Source organism: Paractinoplanes aksuensis, from assembly GCF_024137025.1.
GTDB classification, from domain to species: domain Bacteria; phylum Actinomycetota; class Actinomycetes; order Mycobacteriales; family Micromonosporaceae; genus Actinoplanes; species Actinoplanes aksuensis.
The window spans coordinates 38875-57261 of record NZ_JAMYJR010000012.1 but is presented as its reverse complement, the minus strand read 5'-3'; the positions used below and the strand labels follow the sequence as shown (position 1 = coordinate 57261).

General features: G+C 69.6%; 18 protein-coding genes. 5 read left to right on the top strand and 13 right to left on the bottom strand.

The window, feature by feature from the left end; all coding sequences use genetic code 11:
* Positions 1 to 201 precede the first annotated feature (201 nt).
* Positions 202 to 1194: a LacI family DNA-binding transcriptional regulator gene (locus M1L60_RS12305; protein WP_253237509.1), complete on the bottom strand. Its 993-nt coding sequence runs from the start codon at positions 1192 to 1194 to the stop codon at positions 202 to 204.
* 88 nt (positions 1195 to 1282) lie between these two features.
* Here M1L60_RS12305 and M1L60_RS12300 point away from each other — a divergent pair, with 88 nt between their 5' ends.
* Both M1L60_RS12300 and M1L60_RS12295 read left to right on the top strand, forming a co-directional pair.
* A complete protein-coding gene (locus tag M1L60_RS12300; protein ID WP_253237508.1) occupies positions 1283 to 2443 on the top strand; it encodes a Gfo/Idh/MocA family protein in 1161 nt (386 codons plus the stop codon).
* Between the two features lie 12 nt (positions 2444 to 2455).
* Positions 2456 to 3457 (top strand): sugar phosphate isomerase/epimerase family protein, encoded by a 1002-nt coding sequence (locus M1L60_RS12295; protein WP_253237507.1) that lies wholly within the window; start codon positions 2456 to 2458, stop codon positions 3455 to 3457.
* 163 nt (positions 3458 to 3620) lie between these two features.
* Here M1L60_RS12295 and M1L60_RS12290 read toward each other — a convergent pair whose 3' ends face one another.
* On the bottom strand, positions 3621 to 3998 hold the full coding sequence (locus M1L60_RS12290) for a hypothetical protein (RefSeq protein ID WP_253237506.1): 378 nt from the start codon (positions 3996 to 3998) through the stop codon (positions 3621 to 3623).
* 339 nt (positions 3999 to 4337) lie between these two features.
* Between M1L60_RS12290 and M1L60_RS12285 the strand changes: the two genes are divergently transcribed.
* Together M1L60_RS12285 and M1L60_RS12280 are read left to right on the top strand one after the other, a co-directional pair.
* Positions 4338 to 4658, top strand: coding sequence for an ArsR/SmtB family transcription factor (locus M1L60_RS12285; protein ID WP_253237505.1), 321 nt, complete (start codon positions 4338 to 4340; stop codon positions 4656 to 4658).
* Complete coding sequence (locus M1L60_RS12280) at positions 4655 to 5137, top strand: SRPBCC family protein (RefSeq protein ID WP_253237504.1); 483 nt, start codon at positions 4655 to 4657, stop codon at positions 5135 to 5137. Before M1L60_RS12285 ends, M1L60_RS12280 begins: the two co-directional genes overlap by 4 nt.
* A 176-nt stretch (positions 5138 to 5313) precedes the next feature.
* Here M1L60_RS12280 and M1L60_RS12275 read toward each other — a convergent pair whose 3' ends face one another.
* Genes M1L60_RS12275 through iolC form a run of 11 tightly spaced genes read right to left on the bottom strand, consistent with a single transcriptional unit; the run spans position 5314 to position 17151 of the window.
* Positions 5314 to 6165, bottom strand: a complete 852-nt coding sequence (locus M1L60_RS12275; RefSeq protein ID WP_253237503.1) for a sugar phosphate isomerase/epimerase family protein — start codon at positions 6163 to 6165, stop codon at positions 5314 to 5316.
* Positions 6162 to 7220 carry a Gfo/Idh/MocA family protein gene (locus M1L60_RS12270; RefSeq protein WP_253237502.1) on the bottom strand — a complete coding sequence of 353 codons (1059 nt, stop codon included), beginning with the start codon at positions 7218 to 7220 and terminating at the stop codon, positions 6162 to 6164. Before M1L60_RS12270 ends, M1L60_RS12275 begins: the two co-directional genes overlap by 4 nt.
* Before the next feature lie 5 nt (positions 7221 to 7225).
* Positions 7226 to 8041, bottom strand: coding sequence for an ATP-binding cassette domain-containing protein (locus M1L60_RS12265; protein ID WP_253237501.1), 816 nt, complete (start codon positions 8039 to 8041; stop codon positions 7226 to 7228).
* A 3-nt stretch (positions 8042 to 8044) separates the two neighbouring features.
* On the bottom strand, positions 8045 to 9106 hold the full coding sequence (locus M1L60_RS12260; RefSeq protein WP_253237500.1) for an ABC transporter permease: 1062 nt from the start codon (positions 9104 to 9106) through the stop codon (positions 8045 to 8047).
* A 12-nt stretch (positions 9107 to 9118) separates the two neighbouring features.
* Positions 9119 to 10111 carry a substrate-binding domain-containing protein gene (locus M1L60_RS12255; RefSeq protein WP_253237499.1) on the bottom strand — a complete coding sequence of 331 codons (993 nt, stop codon included), beginning with the start codon at positions 10109 to 10111 and terminating at the stop codon, positions 9119 to 9121.
* Positions 10108 to 11052, bottom strand: coding sequence for a TIM barrel protein (locus M1L60_RS12250; RefSeq protein WP_253237498.1), 945 nt, complete (start codon positions 11050 to 11052; stop codon positions 10108 to 10110). The genes M1L60_RS12255 and M1L60_RS12250 overlap by 4 nt, the downstream gene beginning before the upstream one ends.
* Before the next feature lie 56 nt (positions 11053 to 11108).
* Positions 11109 to 12605 carry a CoA-acylating methylmalonate-semialdehyde dehydrogenase gene (locus M1L60_RS12245; RefSeq protein WP_253237497.1) on the bottom strand — a complete coding sequence of 499 codons (1497 nt, stop codon included), beginning with the start codon at positions 12603 to 12605 and terminating at the stop codon, positions 11109 to 11111.
* A gap of 8 nt (positions 12606 to 12613) precedes the next feature.
* On the bottom strand, positions 12614 to 14467 hold the full coding sequence (gene iolD, locus M1L60_RS12240; RefSeq protein WP_253237496.1) for a 3D-(3,5/4)-trihydroxycyclohexane-1,2-dione acylhydrolase (decyclizing): 1854 nt from the start codon (positions 14465 to 14467) through the stop codon (positions 12614 to 12616).
* A complete protein-coding gene (gene iolB, locus M1L60_RS12235) occupies positions 14464 to 15354 on the bottom strand; it encodes a 5-deoxy-glucuronate isomerase (protein WP_253237495.1) in 891 nt (296 codons plus the stop codon). Before iolB ends, iolD begins: the two co-directional genes overlap by 4 nt.
* Positions 15351 to 16208, bottom strand: a complete 858-nt coding sequence (locus M1L60_RS12230; protein ID WP_253237494.1) for a Cgl0159 family (beta/alpha)8-fold protein — start codon at positions 16206 to 16208, stop codon at positions 15351 to 15353. The genes iolB and M1L60_RS12230 overlap by 4 nt, the downstream gene beginning before the upstream one ends.
* Positions 16201 to 17151 (bottom strand): 5-dehydro-2-deoxygluconokinase, encoded by a 951-nt coding sequence (iolC, locus tag M1L60_RS12225; protein WP_253237493.1) that lies wholly within the window; start codon positions 17149 to 17151, stop codon positions 16201 to 16203. The genes M1L60_RS12230 and iolC overlap by 8 nt, the downstream gene beginning before the upstream one ends.
* A gap of 203 nt (positions 17152 to 17354) precedes the next feature.
* On the opposite strand from iolC, the gene M1L60_RS12220 reads away from it, so the two are divergent.
* A complete protein-coding gene (locus tag M1L60_RS12220; RefSeq protein WP_253237492.1) occupies positions 17355 to 18110 on the top strand; it encodes a GntR family transcriptional regulator in 756 nt (251 codons plus the stop codon).
* The last annotated feature ends 277 nt before the right edge of the window (positions 18111 to 18387 follow it).

Sequence of the window (18387 nt, the reverse complement as noted above, 5' to 3'; positions counted from 1 at the left end):
CACTCGAAGTGGTTGCAGTCGGTTCTACTCGGCCGGGGCCTTTCTTCCGACAGCTCCGGGGTGATCTTCGGACCGCGCACACCCCCGGGCTTCCACCGTCCCCGGGTCTCTCGTGGCTGCGTGCGGTCTTACTCGTCCCCATCAGTGCCCTGCGCCGACGATGCTACCGACTCCGCCGGCGGACCCGCCATGCGGTTTCCCTCAATCAGGGGGTGGGGCTGTGCTGCCCCGCACGACCAGGTGCGGAACCAGCACGATCTCGCTCGGGCGGGTGCGGCCCTCGTCGAGGCGGGAGACGGCGGCCCGCACGGCCTGGCGGGCCTGGGCCGGCGCGTCCTGGTTGACCGAGGTCAGGTCGATGTGGGCCAGGTGGGCCAGCGTGCTGTCGTCGTAGCCGACCACGGAGACCCGGCCCGGCACGTCGATGCCGGTGCGCACGAACGCATCCATCAGACCCACGGCCAGGCGGTCGTTGGAGGCCACGATCGCGGTCGGCAGGTCGCCCCGGGCCGCAAGATCACGACCTACGCGTACGCCGCCCTGCTCGGTGTGGTCGCCCGGCTGCACCTCGGCCGGCAGCCCGGCCCGGCGCATCGCCCGGCGGTAACCGCGACGGCGGGCGGCGGCCACGGCGCCCCGCCCACCGTCGACGAACGCGATGCGGGTGTGGCCGAGACCGATCAGGTGAGCGAGCGCCGCGTCGACGCCGACGTCGTCGGCCGGGCGCACCACGTCGACATCGACGCCGCGGGCCATGCGGCCGACCACCACGCACGGCACCTGGGCGGCCAGCCGGCCCAGGTCGTCGTCGGCGGCGTCGGGGCCGAGCAGGATCAGCGCCTCGCACCGGAAGTCGAGCAGGGTCTCGAGGGCGCGCGGCTCGTCGCGGTCGCGGGTCAGGGTGGACAGCACCACCTCATAACCGGCCCGGTCGGCCTCGATGTGGATCTCTTCGGCCAGCTCGGCGTGGAACGGGTTGCGCACGTCGAGCAGCACGCCCAGCAGGTGGCGCCGGCGGCGGGCGAGCAGGCTGGCCGTGCGGTCGGCCCGGTAGCCGAGCTCGGCCGCGGCCGCCAGCACCCGCTCGCGCGTCTCGGAACTGGGGCCGGGCGCGCCGCGCAGCACGAGGGAGACCGAGGCCGGCGAGACACCGACGCGGGCGGCCACGTCGGACAGTCGCGGTCGCTGATCCACTATTTCACTCCTCGTGCACGTCTTGACACTCAGCGAGATCAACGTCGATAGTACAGGGGTTCTTAAAGCGCTTTAAAGGAGGTTGCTCATGCCCGTTGGGGTAGCAGTCGTCGGCGCCGGCATGGTCGGCCGCGCGCATGCCAACGCCTACCGTCAGGCCGCCACCGTCTTCAGTCTCGACCAGCCCGCGCCCCGGCTGGTCGCGATCGCCGACCTGCACGAGCCGTTCGCCGCCGACGCCGCCGCGCGCTACGGCTACGCCCGGGCCGAGACCGACTGGCGCGCCGTGGTCGAGGCGCCCGACGTCGACGCGGTGAGCGTGGCCGTCGCCAACAGCCTGCACCGCGAGGTCACCGAGGCCGCCCTCGCCGCGGGCAAGCACGTGCTCTGCGAGAAGCCCCTGGCTCCGAGCGTCGCCGACGGCGAGGCGATGGTGGCCGCGGCCGCCGCCGCGCCCGGCCAGGTCGGCGCGGTCGGCTTCACGTTCCGCCGCTCCCCCGCTCTCAACGCGCTCAAGCAACAGGTCGAGGGTGCGCTCGGCCCGGTGCGCCACTTCGTCGGCAACTACTGGTGCGACTACGGCTTCGATCCGCAGCGCCCGATGAGCTGGCGCTATCAGGGCGGCCCCGGCTCCGGCGTGCTGGCCGACATCGGCAGCCACATGACCGACCTGGCCGAGTTCCTCTGCGGCCCCACCGCCGCGGTGCGGGGCACGACGATGGCCACCCTCGTGACGGAAAGGCCCAAGCCGCTCGGCGTGGCTGTCGGTCACGCCGGTGGCGTTCAGGTCAGCGACGAGCGGGCGCCGGTCGAGAACGAAGACGTCTGCACGTTCACCACCAGCTACGCCGGCGGCGCGGTCGGCACGTTCTCGTTGTCGCGCGTCGCCTTCGGTCACGCCAACACGCTGCGGATCGACCTGTTCTGCGAGAACGGCACGGCCTCGTTCGACCTCACCCGCCCGGCCGAGTTCAGCATCATCGACGGCGGCCCCGAGACCGCGGTCAACGGCGCCCGCACGGTCTACCTCGGCCCGTGGCACCCCTACCTGGCCCGCGGCCTGCCCATGGACTTTCCCACCGTCGGCCACGGCCAGAACGACTTCTTCGTCTATCAGGCCCGCGCGTTCCTCGACCAGATCGCCGGGGTCAAGGGCCTGCCGCCCTGCCCCGACCTGGCCCACGGCCTGCACAACCTGCGCGTCCTCGAGGCGGTCGTGTCCGCCACCGGCCAACCCGTCACCCTCTGAAAGGGACCCACCATGCGCCTAGGTGCCTACACGGCCTGCCTGCACGACCGTTCCCTCGACGAAACACTGAAGGTCCTCGGCGAGCTGGGCCTGACCAGCGCCGAGATCAACACCGGCGGCTTCATCGCCGCGCCGCACATCCCCATCGACGACCTGCTGGCCAGCGCCGGCGCCCGCGAGGACTACCTGGGCCGCTACGCCCAGGCCGGCATCACGCTGACCGGCCTCAACTGCAACGGCAACCCGCTCAACCCCGACCCGATGGTCGGCCCCAAGCACGCGGCCGATCTGCACCGCAGCATCGAGCTGGCGGCGCTGCTGGGGGTGAAGCGCGTCGTGACGATGTCCGGGCTGCCCGGCGCTCACCCCGGCGCGACGGCGGCCAACTGGGTGGTCAATCCGTGGGACAGCCAGTGGCTGGACGCCCTCGACCACCAGTGGAACGAGGTCGCGATCCCGTTCTGGCGCGACATCCAGGCCCGCGCGGCCGACGCCGACGTCAAGGTGTGCATCGAGATGCACCCGCACAACATCGTCTTCAACCCGCCCACGCTGCTGCGCCTGATCGAGCAGACCGGCGCCACCCACGTCGGGGCCGAGATGGACCCGAGCCACCTGTTCTGGCAGGGCATCGACCCGGTGGCGGCGATCAAGTATTTGGGCGACCGCGTCTTCCACGCCGCGGCCAAAGACACACGCATCAACGACGAGAACGTCCGCCTGTTCGGGGTGCTCGACGACCGCTTCACCCGCACGCCCGCCGACCGGAACCCGCTCAACCTGGGCGGCCACAACACTCTCAACCAGTGGCCCGACCAGCCGTCCTGGCAGTTCGTGGCCGTCGGCCGAGGCCACGGCGACGACTTCTGGGTGCCCTTCCTGCAGGCACTGCACGAGGTCGACCCCGACATGGCCGTCAACATCGAACACGAAGACACCGAACTCGACCAGATCGAGGGCCTCCGCCTGGCCGCCGAAAACCTGATCGCCGCCGGCCACAAAGCAGGCATCTGAGGCGCCTTAACAACTGGGCCCGGTGCAGGCTGGGTCCAACTATGAAACACGCCGCTCGTCGCACGACATTCCAGCGTGGGCGCCGTGCCATCGGGCCGACCACCCGCGCCGAGCAATCCGGATCTGGCCGTCGCGGAGCTCGGCTGGACCCTGACGCGGGCCGCTAACCGTCGAGTTCGGCCCGGGCGGCGTCGAGGAAGGTCAGGCGAGGCTGTTCCAAGGCCTCGCGCAGGTCGTCGCGGCTGGGGGTGCCCTCCCAGACGGCGCCGTTGAGGAGCAGGAAGTAGGCGCGGGCGGCCTCGTGGACCGGTGGTGGGAACAGCAGGCGAATCATGCGGTCGGCCACCCAGAAGCGGTTCATCGTCTCCTGGGTGCGGGTGTGCCAAGCGTCGCCCTCGGTCCACGTGTCGGGGCGTTCGAAGGCGTGCCGTTCGGCTTCGGCGCCCACGCTGACGAAGCGTTCCAGCAACGCCAGCCGCTCGGCCCGCCGGGTCTCCGTGCGGGCTGCTGCTTGTTTGCCCTCCTCCAGGCGCGCTGTCATGCGCTGGGTTGTCCGCTGCACCAAATACGACAGTCCGCCGCCGAGGGCGACTCCGCCGAGCGATGTCAGGGATGTCAATGTCTCTGCCGCCATGCGGACATGATCTCCGAACCAGCCATCGTCGTCGATTCCGTTCCCGGCGCCTGGCCGAACCGGCCCGGATGCCGAGCGACGCCGAGCGGCGACGCGGTGGGCGGCGACGACGAGCTCGGCAACGGCAAACGGCACCGGCACCGGCACCGGCACCGGCGACGGCGACGGCGACGGCGACGGCGACGGTCAGGGCGCCTATCCGGCCAGGGGTTGACCACCGCATCGGTAAGTCGTAGCTTACCGTTCGTGGCCACTTACCAAGCTGACGGGTGGGAGATCCTGGGCGACCCGAGTCGGCGCGCGATCGTGGAATGTCTGGCGGTGCGGCCACGCGCTGTCGGTGAGCTGGCCGACGAGCTGCCGATCAGCCGGCCCGCGGTGTCGCAGCATCTGCGTGTGCTCAAGGACGCGGGTCTCGTCGAGGACGAGGCGGCGGGCACGCGACGGGTCTACCGGCTCAATCCGGCCGGTGTGTCCGCGCTCCGCGACCAGCTCGACATGTTCTGGCGGCGGACCCTGGAAGGCTTTCAAGAGATCGTCGAGGAAGAGGACGAGGAGAAGTCATGAGCGAGGTAGTTCTGCGGCACGTCGTCGTGCAGGCACCGCAGGCCAAGGCGTTCGAGGTGTTCACCGGGCGGTTCTACGACATCAAGCCGCGCGATCACTATCTGATGAGCTCGCCGCTCGCCGAGACGGTGTTCGAGCCGCGGGTGGGCGGTCGCATCTACGACCGGGCCGAGGACGGCACCGAGTTCGTCTGGGCCCGCATCCTGGCCTACGAACCGCCGAACCTGGTCGTGTTCAGCTGGGACATCGGCGTCGAGTGGACACTGGAGAACGACCTGCGGAACACCAGCGAGGTCGAGGTCCGCTTCATCGCCGAGGCCCCGGACCGTACGCGGGTGGAACTGGAACACCGCCACCTCGACCGGCACGGGCCGGGCTGGGAGTCGCTCAACACCGCTCTCGGCAACGACTCGGGCTGGCCGCTCTACCTCAGCCGCTACGCCGCCCTGTTCGGCGACCACGACAGCCCCGAAGACTGAGCGGTCGCTCCGGGCCACGGCGCTCACCGCGAGACGAAACGGATCGTCTCGCGGTGGGCGCTCAGCCAGGTGGAAACGGTGAGGGCTCAGCCAGGTGGAAACGGTGAGGGCTCAGCCAGGTGGAAACGGTGAGGGCTCAGTCAGGTGGAAACGGTGAGGGCTCAGCCGGCGGGGGCTCAGCCGGTGGTGTAGCGCCTGATCTGGTCCAGGTTGAAGCGGGCGCTCTCCTCCGCCCTCTCCTCCCAGGCGAAGACGCAGACGGTGGCGATGCCGTCGAAGTTCACCTCGGTCAGCGTCTTGAAGAACAGGTCCCAGTCGACCTCGCCCTGGCCGATGTCCAGGTGCTGGTGGACCCGGGCCGTGCTGCCGGGCGGGTTGACGATGTAGCGCAGGCCCGACGACGCCCGGAAGTCGAACGAGTCGGCTATGTGCAACTGGGTCAGCAGCGGGCCGGCGTAGCGGATGATCTCGGCCAGGTTGCCACCCTGGTGGAACGTGTGCGGGCAGCAGTAGAGGAATGAGACCAGGTCGCTGTTGATGCCGCGGACCAGGTTGACCGCGCCGATCCCGTCCTCGAGGAAGTCGTCGGGGTGCGGTTCGAGCACGAGCCGCACCCCCTCGCGTTCGAAGATCGGCAGCAGCTCTTCCATCGAGCGCCAGAACTGCGCTTCGGACGAGGCGGCCGCCGAGGGACGGCCATTGAACTCGGAGTTCATCACGTTGACGCCGAGGTCGACCGTGATCTCGATGGCCCGCTTCCAATACCGTACGGCGGCCTGGCGCTCGTCCTCGTCGGGGCCCGACCACCGGTACAGCGGCAGCACCGACGCCACCGAGACCTCGGCCGACGCCAGCGCACGCCGGAACGCGGCCACTCCGGCCTTGTCCACCCTTGGATGCAGGAAGAACGGCATGAAGTCGTCGCGCGGCGACAGCTCGATGTGGTGATACCCGAGGTCGGCCACGACGCGCGGCAGGTCGAGCAGGGGCACCCGACGCAGCATGTACGGATCAAGGGCGATCTTCATGCGGCATCTCCGGCAGCAACGGCCGACGCGTTCGGAGCGAGAGCCGCGACCTCCGTCTCGTACAACTTCGGCTTCTCGGTCAGTACGACCGGAACACGGTCGCCGGAGCGCAACGCGGCCACGCCGGCGTCGGAGACCACGGCGGCCGCATAACCGTCCCAGGCCGAGGGCCCGACCGGGCGTCCGCCGGCCCGGAGCGCGTCGATCCACTCCTGAAACTCCACGTCGTAGGCGCGCAGGAACCTTTCACGCCAGTCGGCCGGGACCGGATCGGCCGCGAACCCGGCCTTGCGCACCTGTACGGGGCTCAGCGAACCGAGGGCGGCCGTCCCCTCCTCCCCGACGATCTCGCCCCGGATGTCGTAGCCGTACCGGATGTTGACCGAGGTCTCGACGTCGACCAGCACCCCGGACGAGAGCTCGAACAGCAGCATCAGCGGGTCTTGGAGCTCGCCGCCGAGGCTGCTACGGCGCGGGGTCAGCACCCGCACCGCCGTGATCTCGTCGTCGAACATCCACCGGACCATGTCGATCTCGTGGACGGCGGTGTCCGTGATCGCCATTTCCTTCTCGTAGAAACCGGGCACGCTGGCGTTGCGGTGCGCGCAGTGCATCATCAGCGGCGCGCCGATCTGGCCCGTGCCCAGCGTGGCCTTCAATGCCCGGTAGGCATCGTCGTACCGCCGCATGTAGCCGACCTGCACCAGCCGGCTGCCGTGCGCGACCTCGGCGTCGAGGATGCGCAGACACGCGTCCTGGGTGGTGGCCAGCGGTTTCTCGCAGAAGACCGGCTTGCCGGCAGCGATGGCGGCCAGCACGTACTGCTCGTGAGTCGGCCCCCACGAGCAGACCACGATCGCATCGACCGACGGGTCCGCGATCAGCGCCTCGCCCGTCTCGAAGGCCGGGGCGCCGATCCGGGCCCCGACCGAGGCGGCGACCGTGGTGTCCACGTCGGCCACCGCGGTGACCCGGACCCCGGCCAGCACCGATGTCATCCGCCGGATGTGGTCCTGCCCGATCATGCCGGTGCCGATGACTCCGACCTGCAGCATGGTCATCACCGTTTCAGCTCGTGCGACAACTCGGTCAGTTCGTCGCCGCCGGCCATCTGCGTGGTCAGCTCGTCGATGCCGACCTGCCGGCGGGTCTTGTCGAGCGACATCCGGCCCAGCTTCAGGATCACGAAGTGGTCCCCGACCAGGTAGGCGTGGTGCGGGTTGTGCGTGATGAAGACGACGCCCAGACCGGCGTCGCGGGCCGCGGCCACGTACTTGAGCACGACGCCGGACTGCTTGACGCCGAGGGCGGCGGTGGGTTCGTCGAGGATCAGCACCCGGGCCCCGAAATAGACGGCCCGGGCGATCGCGACGCACTGCCGCTGGCCGCCGGACAGCGTACCGATGGGCTGGTTGATGTCTTTGACGACGATGCCCATCTTGCGCAGTTCGGCGTCGGCGATCTCGCGCATCTGCCTGATCTTCAGCCCGGCCAGCGGGTACTTGCCCGCGGTCAGCTCCGAGCCCAGGAAGAAGTTGCGCCAGACCTCCATCAGCGACACCACGGCCAGGTCTTGATAGACGGTGGCGATGCCGTGGGACAGGGCTTCGCGCGGCGACGAGAACGAGACCTCCTTACCGTCGACGCGCAGGTTGCCCTCGTTGTGCGGGTGCAGCCCCGACATGATCTTGATCAGCGTGGACTTGCCGGCGCCGTTGTCGCCGAGCACACACGTCACCTCGCCCGCGCCGACGCGCAGGTTGATGCCGCGCAGGGCCCGGATCGCGCCGTACGACTTGCCGACCTCTTCCATCTCGATCAGCGGCTCGCCCTTGTTCAGGGTCTGGTCGGCGTGCGAGGCCAGGGTGTCGGTCATCGCTCAGCCCACCTTCCTGGCCGTGGCCATCCGTTTGACATAGAGGTTGACCAGCACCGCGAGCAGCAGCATGACGCCCAGGAAGGCCTTGAACCAGTTCGGGTCCCAGCCCGCGTAGATGATGCCGAGGCTGGTCATGCCGAAGATGAAGGCGCCGATGGCGACGCCGATCGCGTTGCCGAAGCCACCGGTGAGCAGCGTGCCGCCCACCACCGCGGCGATGATGTAGAGGAACTCGTTGCCGACACCGCCGCCGGCCTGCAGCGTGTTGAAGCGGAACAGCTGGTGCATGCCGACGAACCAAGCCAGGAACGACACGATCATGAAAAGACCGATTTTCGTACGGACGACAGGCACACCCACGGCCCGTGCGCTGTCCGGGTTGCCACCGACGGCGAAGATCCAGTTGCCGACGCGGGCCCGCTGCAGGGTCCAGGCCGCGAGCGCGACGAACAGGACCCACCACAGCACCGAGCCCCAGACCGTGACCGACCCGATCTTGAAGCTGGACGAGAACACCGCCTGCAGCGAGCTGAACCCGTCGATGTTGCTGATGTCAGAGCTCGACACCGTGCCGGTCACCAGCTTGGTGACACCCAGGTTGGCCCCCTGCAGCACGAAGAACGTGCCCAGCGTGATGAGGAAGCTCGGGATGCCGGTCTTCATCACCAGATAGCCGTTGAGGAAGCCCAGGGCCAGGCAGAAGATCAGCGACAGGACCGCCCCGATCCACAGGTTGACCCCGTAGTACCAGCAGAACATCGAGGTGACCAGGCCGGCCGTGTAGACCATGACGCCGGCCGACAGGTCGAACTCGCCGCCGATCATCAGCAGGCCGACCCCGACGGCGACGATGCCGATCACCGACGACTGGTAGAGCACGGTGAAGAACGACTCGGCCGAGCGGAACGACGGGGCCGACACCATGAAGAAGATGAAGATGATGATCGCGGCCACCAGCGCCCCGACCTCGGGCCGGCCGAGCAGGCGTTGCGCGAAGCTCAGCCGTACGCGGTTGGAGGGTTCGGACGGCGCCGGCGCGGGCGCCTCGAGAGTCTGGCTCATCTCGTCACCTGCCTACCGTGTGTTGTTCTTGGTGAACGGAATGATCTTGTCGATGTTCGAGCTGTCCACGAAGGAAGGGCCGGTCAGCACGGCCTTGCCGCCACCGATGTCGTTGCCGTTCTTGATGTTCAGGTAGAGCGAGGTGACGGCCATGTAGCCCTGGACGTAAGGCTGCTGGTCGATCGAGAAGACGATGTTGCCGTTCTTGATCTCGGTCGCGGCCTGCTCGTTGAGGTCGAACGTGACCAGTTTGGCCTGGCTGCTCGCCTGCTCCTTGGCCTTGATGGCGTCCAGCGCCTGGGGCGCGCCCAGCGTCACGATCGCGTCGATCGCCTTGTCCTGGGACAGCTTGGCCTGCAGCGTGGAGGTCACGGCGGCGTCATCGGCCCCGTTGACCTGGATGTTCTCGGTGCCCGGGATGGCCGACTTCACGCCCGCGCAGCGCGCCTCGAGGGCGACCGAGCCGGTCTGCTGGATCACGCAGAGCGGCTTCTTGGCGCCCTGCTGCGCGAGCCGTTCGCCGGCCGTCTTGCCGGCCAGGCTCTCGTCCGAGCCGAAGTACATCAGCGCGCCGAGCTTCTGGTACTGGTCGATGCCGGAGTTGAAGCCGACCACCGGGATGCCGGCGTCGGTCGCCGCCTTGACCGAACCGGCCAGCGCGTCCGGGGTCACCAGGGTCGTCGCGATGCCGTTGACCTTGGAGTCGACCGCGTTCTGGATCAGCACGGCCTGCTTGGGCGCCTCGGGGTCGTTCGAGTACTTGAGGGTGACGCCGGTGTCCTTGGCGGCCTGGTTCGCGCCGTTCTTGATCTTGTCCCAGAACGTGTCGCCGGGCGTCTCGTGCGTGATGAAGGCGATCGTGTAGCCCGAGCTTCCGGCCGCGTTCCCGCCGCCGGTGGCGGTATCTTCCTCTTTCTCGCGCCCGCCACCGCTGCATGCCGCGGCGGCGACCAGCACCGCCGCGGAAGCGGCGAGCATTCGGAAGGTGCGTGTCCGAACGGTCATATCTTCTCTCCTGTGGCTGGACGGGGATCGGCGGCGGCCCGGGAGTGGAGGCCGACGGAGTTCAGGTAGGTGCGGGTGCGTTCCGCGATGGGCAGCGGCACGTCGAACTCGACCGGGTACATGTCCTGCTCGACGACGACGAACAGTTCGGCGTCGAGTTCGCTGAGGGCGGCCAGCACGTCGGGGATGTCGGGCTCGCCGACCGGGGGCTCGACGCTGGCGCCCTGGGCCACGGCCTTGCCGAAGGCCAGGTCGTCCTTGACGGCGCGCTCGGCGATGACCGGGTCCATCTGCTTGATGTGCACGTAGCCGATGCGGTCGGGATAAGTGCGGATGATCGCGGGGACGTCGGCCTTGCGGTAGGCCAGGTGGCCGGTGTCGAGGCACAGCGACACGTAGCGCGGATCGGTGTCCTGCAGGAAGCGCTCGGTCTGCGCCTGCGTCTCGACCTGGTAGTCGGCGTGCGGGTGGAAGCGCATGTGAACGCCGTACTCCTCGAGCAGGATCTTGCCGAGCGTGTTGGAGTTCCTGACGAGCGCCTGCCACCCGTCGGCGTCGAGCTCGCCCGGCTCGAGGTAGGCGTTGGTCACGTCGTCGCGATAGCCCGGCACCGGAACGAATACGACATTTTGCGCGCCAAGAGCGGACGTCAGAGCGGCGACCTTTCGGGTCTCCGCCACGACAGCATCGAAGTCCTTGTGCGGCCCGCCGGCTCCGGCCACCGTCCCGCCGGCGACGGAGAGCCCCCGTGCTGCGAGTTCGTCGCCCAGAAGCGCTGGGTCGGTGGGCAGGTAGCCGTACGGTCCGAGCTCCAGCCACCGGTAACCGGCGGCGGCCATCTCGTCGAGGAACCGCTGATACGGCGTCTGCCGCGGGTCGGAAGCGAACCACACACCCCACGAGTCGGGGCAGCTACCGAGTTGCAGGTGACGAATTTCCATGAATAGGTCCAGTCTTCAGTCGATCTCAGGGGCGGCGGCCGGGGTGGTTGGAAGGGTCAGGATGAGGTGGGGAAATGCAGGGAGGCGTCGTACGCGTGGGAGACGTGCGGCCATCGGGCCGTGACGACCTTGGCCCGGGTGTAGAACGAGACCCCCTCGGGCCCGTGCACGTGCTTGTCGCCGAACAGGGAGTCCTTCCACCCGCCGAACGAGTAGTAGGCCATCGGCACCGGAATGGGCACGTTGATGCCGATCATCCCGACCTTGACGCCCCGCTGGAACCGCCGCGCCGCCTCGCCACTGCTGGTGAAGATCGCCGTACCGTTCCCGTACGGATTGCTGTTGATCAGATCGATGGCCGCGTCGACGGTGTCGGTGCGGACGACCGAGAGCACCGGCCCGAAGACCTCCTCGCGGTACACCTCCATGGACGGTTCGACCTGGTCGAGAACGGTCGGACCGACGAAGAAGCCGTCCTCGAACCCGGGCACGCGCAGCCCCCGCCCGTCGACCGTGACCTTCGCCCCCTCGCGCTCGCCGCTGTCGATCAGCCCCTCGATGCGCTGCTTGGCCGCCGCCGTGACCACCGGGCCCATCTCGCTCGCGCCGTCGCGCCCGCTGCCCACCTTGACCTCGTTGGCCTTGCGGTTGACCAGGTCGACCAGCGCGTCGCCGGCCCCGCCGACGGCCACCGCGGCCGAGATGGCCATGCACCGCTCCCCCGCCGACCCGAACGCGGCCGCGGTCAGGTGACCGGCCGCGAACTCGAGGTCGGCGTCGGGCAGGATGATCGCGTGGTTCTTGGCCCCGCCGAGCGCCTGTACCCGCTTGCCGTGGGCGTTGCCCTGCTCGTAGATGTAGCGGGCGATCGGGGTCGAGCCCACGAACGACACCGCGGCCACGTCCGGGTGGTGCAGCAGCGCGTCGACCGCCGTCTTGTCGCCGTGCACGACGTTGAACACCCCGTCGGGCAGCCCGGCCTCTTTGAGCAGTTCCGCCATGTAGTTGGAGGCCGACGGGTCCCGCTCGCTCGGCTTGAGCACGAACGTGTTGCCGCAGGCGATCGCGACCGGGTACATCCACATCGGCACCATGGCCGGGAAGTTGAACGGCGTGATCCCCACGCACACGCCCAGCGGCTCGCGGAAGCTGAACACGTCCACGCCGGTCGACGCCTGATCGCTGTACTCGCCCTTGAGCAGCTGCGGGATGCCGCAGGCGAACTCGATCACCTCGAGACCGCGCTGCACCTCGCCGGCCGCGTCCGAGAGCACCTTGCCGTGCTCGTCCGACACCAGCTCGGCGATCTCCTTGACGCGCGCGTTGACCAGCTCGCGGAAGTTGAACATGACCTTCGTGCGCTTGCTCAGCGAGGCCTGGCCCCAGCTCTCGAACGCCGTGTGGGCCGCGCAGACAGCGGCGTTGACGTCGGCGTCGGTCGCCAGCACGACGTCGTGCTGCTGCCGGCCGGTGGCCGGGTTGAAGACCGGCCCGGTGCGATTCCCGGAACCGGCGGTGAATTCGCCGCCGATCCAGTGCTCGATGGTTGCCATGACAGTCCTTACAGATAGGGGCGTTGGAGACGCTTGGCTTTCTCGTAAGCGACGTGCGCCTCGCGAGTGCTTTCCAGCGATGAGGTCTGCGGCACCGGCACGTCCCACCACGAGTCGGAGGACGGCACCGGGGCCAGGGGGTCGGTCTCGATGTGCAGGACGGTGAGGCGGTCGGCCTCGCGGGCGCGTTTCAGGCCGTCGGCCAGGTCGGCGATCGTGCGGCAGCGGATGACGTGGGCGCCCAGGCTCTCGGCGTTGGCGGCCAGGTCGACGGGCAGGTGGGCGCCGTCGTAGTCGCCGTCGGCGCTGCGGTAGCGGTAGCTGGTGCCGAAGCGCTGCGAACCGAGCGACTCCGACAGCGCGCCGATCGAGGCGAACCCGTGGTTCTGGATCAGGACGATGATGAGCTTGATGCCCTCAGCGACAGCAGTGACGATCTCCTGCGCCATCATGAGATAGCTGCCGTCGCCGACCATCGCGAAGACCTCGCGGCTCGGGTCGGCCAGTTTGATGCCGAGCGCGCCCGCGATCTCGAAGCCCATGCACGAGTAGCCGTACTCGACGTGGTACTGCTTCGGATCCCGCGCCCGCCACAGCATCTGCAGGTCGCCGGGCAGGCTGCCGGCCGCCTGCACGACCACGTCGCGTGCTCCGCACGCTTCGTTCACCGCCCCGATCACCTCGGTCTGGGCGGGCAGGGGTCCATGTCCCAGGTGGTACGCCCGGTCGACCGTGGCCTGCCACGCTCCGACCTCGGCCGCATGGTCGCCGGGGAACTGCCGGCCGTCGAGCGCCGTGAGCAACGCGGACAGGCCCGAGCGGGCGTCGGCCACGATCGGGTGGGCCGACTGTTTTGCGGCGTCGAAACCGGCCACGTTGATGTTCACGAACTGCACGTCGGGGTGCTGGAAGGCCGTACGGGAAGCGGTCGTGAAGTCGCTGTAGCGGGTGCCGACACCGATGATCACGTCGGCCTCGCGGGCCAGGCGGTTGGCCACCGGCGTGCCGGTCGAGCCGACACCGCCCACCGAGTTGGGGTGGTCCCAGCTCAGCGCTCCCTTGCCGGCCTGGGTGTCGGCCACCGGGATGCCGGTGGCCCGGGCGAACCGGTCCAGCTCGTCCGAGGCCTCGGAGTAGATGACGCCGCCCCCGGCGACGATCAGCGGGCGTTGCGCGTTCTGCAGCACGGCGGCCGCGCGCTCGACGAAGGCGGGTTCGGCCACCGGCCGGGCGATGTGCCAGACGCGCCGGCCGAACAGGTCGTCCGGGAAGTCGTACGCCTCGGCCTGAAGATCCTGGGGCAGACAGAGGGTGACCGCGCCCGTCTCGGCCGGGTCGGTCAGCACCCGCATCGCGCCCAGCAGGGCCGACGGCAGCTGCTCGGGCCGCCAGACCCGGTCGAAGAACCGCGACAGCGGGCGGAAGGCATCGTTGACCGAGACGTCGTACCCGCCCGGATCCTCCAGCTCTTGCAGCACGGGCGAAGCGGCGCGGGTGGCGAATACGTCGGACGGCAGCAGCAGCACGGGCAGCCGGTTGACCGTGGCCAGCGCGGCGCCGGTCAGCATGTTGGTCGAGCCCGGCCCGATCGAGGCGGTGCAGGCGTACGCGGACAGGCGGTTGGTCATCCGCGCGAACCCGGCCGCCGTGTGGACCATCGCCTGCTCGTTGCGGGCCAGCCGGTAGGGCAGGTCGGCCTCCCCGGTGCGCTGGGCCTGCAACAGCGCCTGACCCAGCCCGGCCACGTTGCCGTGCCCGAAAATGCCCAGGCAGCCGGCGATCGCCCGGCGCTCGACGCCGTCCCGCTCGGTCCACTGGTTGGCCAGGAACCGCACCACGGCCTGGCCCACGGTGAGTCTCACGAACGCGTCCTCTCGTTGCGGTCGGTCAGCGGCAGACGCGGATCGACGGGCACGCCGTTCCACGAGCCGCGCACCCAGCCGTGCGCCGGGTCGTCGCGGACCAGCCACTCGCGCGCGCCGGGGCCGGCCATGACGTTGAGGTAGTAGAGGTCGTAGCCGGGGGCGGCCATCGACGGGCCGTGCCAGCCGTACGGGATGAGCACCACGTCGCCCGTACGCACCTCGGCGCAGACCTCGATGGGCCGGTCGGCATGCCCGTAGACCCGCTGGTAGGCGCTGCCCGCGGCGCCGTCCGGCGAGGCCGCGACCTCGTAGTAGTAGATCTCCTCGAGGCAGGACTCGCCTTCGCCCTGCTCGTCGTGCTTGTGCGGCGGGTACGACGACCAGTTGCCGCCCGGGGTCAGCACCTCGCAGGCGATCAGCCGGTCGGCCTCGAACCGTTCCGGCGTGCAGAAGTTGTTGACCTGCCGGCTGGCCTGCCCGGCCCCGCGCAGCTCGACCGCGACGTCCTCGGCCGCGCCGTAACGGAACGGCAGCCGCCGGGTCGCCCGGGCCGAGGGCAGCGCGAACCGCCCGCCGTTGGGGGCGCGCACGGTCACCGTGGCGTCGCGGGGCAGATAGGCGAAGTCGGTGACCCGGGTGAACACCGAGCGCCGCCCGGTCAGCGTCATCCGCTCGTCGTCGCAGGTCACGTCGCAGCCACCGGAGAGCGGCAGCACCAGCATCTCGTCCTCGCCGGTCACGAACTTCGCGCGCGAGCCCACCGGCAGGTCGAGCACGCGCAGCCCGCTGAACGTCCAGCCCGCGTTCTCGGGCGTCACCACCACGTCGAACGGCTTCTCGGCGGTGCTGCCCCGCGGCATGATCGGGTTGACCCGGGTGTTCACAGCAGGCTCACCGCCCGGTCCACCGCGTCGGTCACGGAACCGCGCGCCGGGTAGAGCAGCGAGCGGCCGATCACCAGACCCTGCACGGTCGGCAGGTCAAGAGCCTTGCGCCATTCCGCGTACGCGGCCTCGCCCTCCCCACCGAGAATGAGCGCGGGCAGCGTGGTCGAGGCCATGACCTTTTCCATCTCACGGACGACCGGCACCTTGAGCCACGTGTAGGCCGACGTGGTGCCCAGCCCGGCCGCGACGGTCATCGCGCGAATCATCGCCTCGGCCGTCAGCTCGTTGCGGACCCGGCCGTCGACCCGGTGCGAGATGAACGGCTCGACCATGGCCATCCGCCGCCGGGCGGCCAGCTCGCCGACCGCGGCGCCGCACGACTGCAACGTGGCCACGGTGCCGGGGTCGTCCGGGTCGATGCGCAACAGCATCTTGCCGCCCTCGAAGCCGGCCGCGGCGATGCTCTCGGCGTCGTACGCGGTGAACCGGTCGTCGATCTCGAACGACGTGCCGGCCAGCCCGCCCCGGTTCATCGAGCCGATCACGACCTTGTCGTCGAGCGCGCCCAGCAGCAGCAGGTCTTCCAGAATGTCGGGGGTGCCGAGCACGCCGTTGACGCCGGGGCGGGCCAACGCTGTGCGGATGCGGTCGAGCAGGTCGGTGCGGTTGGCCATGGCCAGGGGGTCGTCGCCGGCCCGCAGCGCGCCGCGGGCCGGGTGGTCGGCGGCGATGATCATCAGCTTGCCGTGCGGGCCGAACAGGCTGGTCGGCTTGCGCCGGGCCGAGGCGGCGGCGGCGATGGCGGCCGGGCGGCGGGTGCGGATGTCGAGGAGGTCGTCGAGGTCAGGCATGCTTGGCCTCCCCTAGCAGGTCACGGACTTCGGTCTCGGTCGGCATGGCGTCGGCGCAGGACAAGCGCGAGGCGACGATGGCTCCGGCGGCGTTGGCGAAGCGCATCGTCGTCTCGAGCTCCCAGCCCGCCAGGAGGCCGTGGCAGAGGGCGCCGCCGAAGGCATCGCCGGCGCCTAGGCCGTTGACCACCTCGACCGGGACCGGGGGGACTTCTGCCTGTGTGCCGGCTTTCGAAGCGAGGACCCCCGCGGGCCCCTGCTTGATCACCGCCAGCTCGATGCCGGCCTCGTGCAACGCGGCCGCCGCTTCTTTGGGCCGGCGTTGATCCACTGCCGTATCCGCTTCGTCGAGGTTGCCCACGGCGACTGTCGCGTAGGGCAGGGCGTGGGCGTACCAATGGCGGGCCTCTTCGCGGGACTGCCAGAACATGGGGCGGTAGTCGAGGTCGAAAACGGTGATACCTGATTTATTGCGATGTTTGAGGGCGTTGAGGGTGGCGGTCCGGCTCGGTTCCTGGGAGAGGCCGGTGCCGGTGATCCAGAAGATGTCGGCGGCGCGGATCGCGTCGTAGTCCAGTTCGGACGGGTGGATCTCGAGGTCGGGCGCCTTGGGGAACCGATAGAAGTACAGCGGGAAGTCGTCGGGCGGGAAGATCTCGCAGAACGTCACCGGCGTCGGCAGGCTGGCCACCGGCGTCACGTAGCGGTCGTCCACCCCGAACCCGCGCAGAGCGTCGTGCAGGAAAGCGCCGAACGGGTCGTCCCCGGTCCGCGTGATGACCGCGGACCGCCGGCCGTAGCGTGCCGCGGCGACGGCCACATTGGTCGCGCTGCCCCCGAGAAACTTGGCAAAGGTGCGCACTTCCCGCAGCGACGCGCCGATCTGCTGCGGGTACAGGTCGACGCCTATGCGTCCCATTGTCAATACCTCGTCGGCGGGCATGCGTCAGCCTCCGGACGTTGGAAAGGCGCGAGGTGGGCACGCTGAAGCGCACCAGTTGCCGTGCTCGTTACGGCGCGGTGAAAAGAAGATGATGACCACCGGTAGTCACCCGGCGACCCTAGGTTTGCTGCTTTCGATGTAATAACTTGGAGCCGCGTACGTCAATACTTTGTCATGACAAACTCCAGGAGCGAGGATCCGCGGTGACGTCCGAACTGCAGGGTCGTGTCCGTCCGGTCGAGGTGGACAGGACCAGCCCGGTACCGCTGTACTTCCAGGTCGCGACGCGACTGCAAGAGCTGATCGAAAAGGGCGAGATCGGCGTCGGCGCCCGCATCGAGAACGAGGTCGACCTGGCCGAACGCCTCGGCGTCTCCCGGCCGACGACCCGGCGGGCCATCCAATACCTGGTCGAGCGGGGCATGCTGATCCGCAAGCGGGGGGTGGGCACGCAGGTCGTCCACCCGAAGGTCCGGCGGCCGGTCGAACTGTCCAGCCTGTACGACGACCTCGTCGCGGGTGATCGGGCGCCGCGCACCGAAGTGTTGCGGCTCGAAGTGATGCCGGCCCCGGATCTGATCGCCAACGCGCTCGAGGTGGCGCCGGGGACCCCGGTCACCTGGATCGAACGCCTCCGGTACGCGGGGGGCGAGCCGCTGGCGCTGATGCACAACGCCATCCCGCTGGATGTCCTGCCGCTGACCCAGGATGATCTGGCTACGCACGGGCTCTACGAGCTGCTGCGCCGCAACGGGCTGACGCCGCGCATCGCCACCCAGGTGATCGGCGCCCGCTCGGCCACGTCGGCGGAGGCCAAGACCTTGACCGAGAAGCGCGGCGCCTCTCTGCTGACGATGACCCGCACGGCCTGGGACGCCGGCGGGCGCGCCCTCGAATACGGCAGCCACGTCTATCGGGCCAGTCGCTACAGCTTCGAGCTGAATCTCAGTGCGGGGTAAGACCGCGGCTCTCTCGCGCTGGGACGGGTGGGGGGGGGGGGGGGGGGGGGGGGGGGGGGGGGGGGCGCGGCCCCCCCCCCCCCCCCCCCCCCCCCCCCCCCCCCCCCCCGGGCCCCCCCACCCTTGCCTGGGTTTCACCTAGCGCTTGCGTTGTGGGCGGCGCTTCTCTGGGTGCAGGGCTGATCTGGGGAAACCCGTGCGGGTCGGGGGTCCGGCTGCCGCGCTGGGGATGAGGCGGGACGTTCGGTCGGGCAGGCGGGCCTTGGACTTGGGTTTC

Coding starts and splice junctions, on each gene's coding strand:
- M1L60_RS12300 (WP_253237508.1), top strand. CDS start 1,283: ATGCCCGTTGGGGTAGCAGTCGTCGGCGCCGGCATGGTCGGCCGCGCG.
- M1L60_RS12295 (WP_253237507.1), top strand. CDS start 2,456: ATGCGCCTAGGTGCCTACACGGCCTGCCTGCACGACCGTTCCCTCGAC.
- M1L60_RS12290 (WP_253237506.1), bottom strand. CDS start 3,998: ATGACAGCGCGCCTGGAGGAGGGCAAACAAGCAGCAGCCCGCACGGAG.
- M1L60_RS12280 (WP_253237504.1), top strand. CDS start 4,655: ATGAGCGAGGTAGTTCTGCGGCACGTCGTCGTGCAGGCACCGCAGGCC.
- M1L60_RS12275 (WP_253237503.1), bottom strand. CDS start 6,165: ATGAAGATCGCCCTTGATCCGTACATGCTGCGTCGGGTGCCCCTGCTC.
- M1L60_RS12270 (WP_253237502.1), bottom strand. CDS start 7,220: ATGCTGCAGGTCGGAGTCATCGGCACCGGCATGATCGGGCAGGACCAC.
- M1L60_RS12265 (WP_253237501.1), bottom strand. CDS start 8,041: ATGACCGACACCCTGGCCTCGCACGCCGACCAGACCCTGAACAAGGGC.
- M1L60_RS12260 (WP_253237500.1), bottom strand. CDS start 9,106: ATGAGCCAGACTCTCGAGGCGCCCGCGCCGGCGCCGTCCGAACCCTCC.
- M1L60_RS12255 (WP_253237499.1), bottom strand. CDS start 10,111: ATGACCGTTCGGACACGCACCTTCCGAATGCTCGCCGCTTCCGCGGCG.
- M1L60_RS12250 (WP_253237498.1), bottom strand. CDS start 11,052: ATGGAAATTCGTCACCTGCAACTCGGTAGCTGCCCCGACTCGTGGGGT.
- M1L60_RS12245 (WP_253237497.1), bottom strand. CDS start 12,605: ATGGCAACCATCGAGCACTGGATCGGCGGCGAATTCACCGCCGGTTCC.
- M1L60_RS12230 (WP_253237494.1), bottom strand. CDS start 16,208: ATGCCTGACCTCGACGACCTCCTCGACATCCGCACCCGCCGCCCGGCC.
- iolC (WP_253237493.1), bottom strand. CDS start 17,151: ATGCCCGCCGACGAGGTATTGACAATGGGACGCATAGGCGTCGACCTG.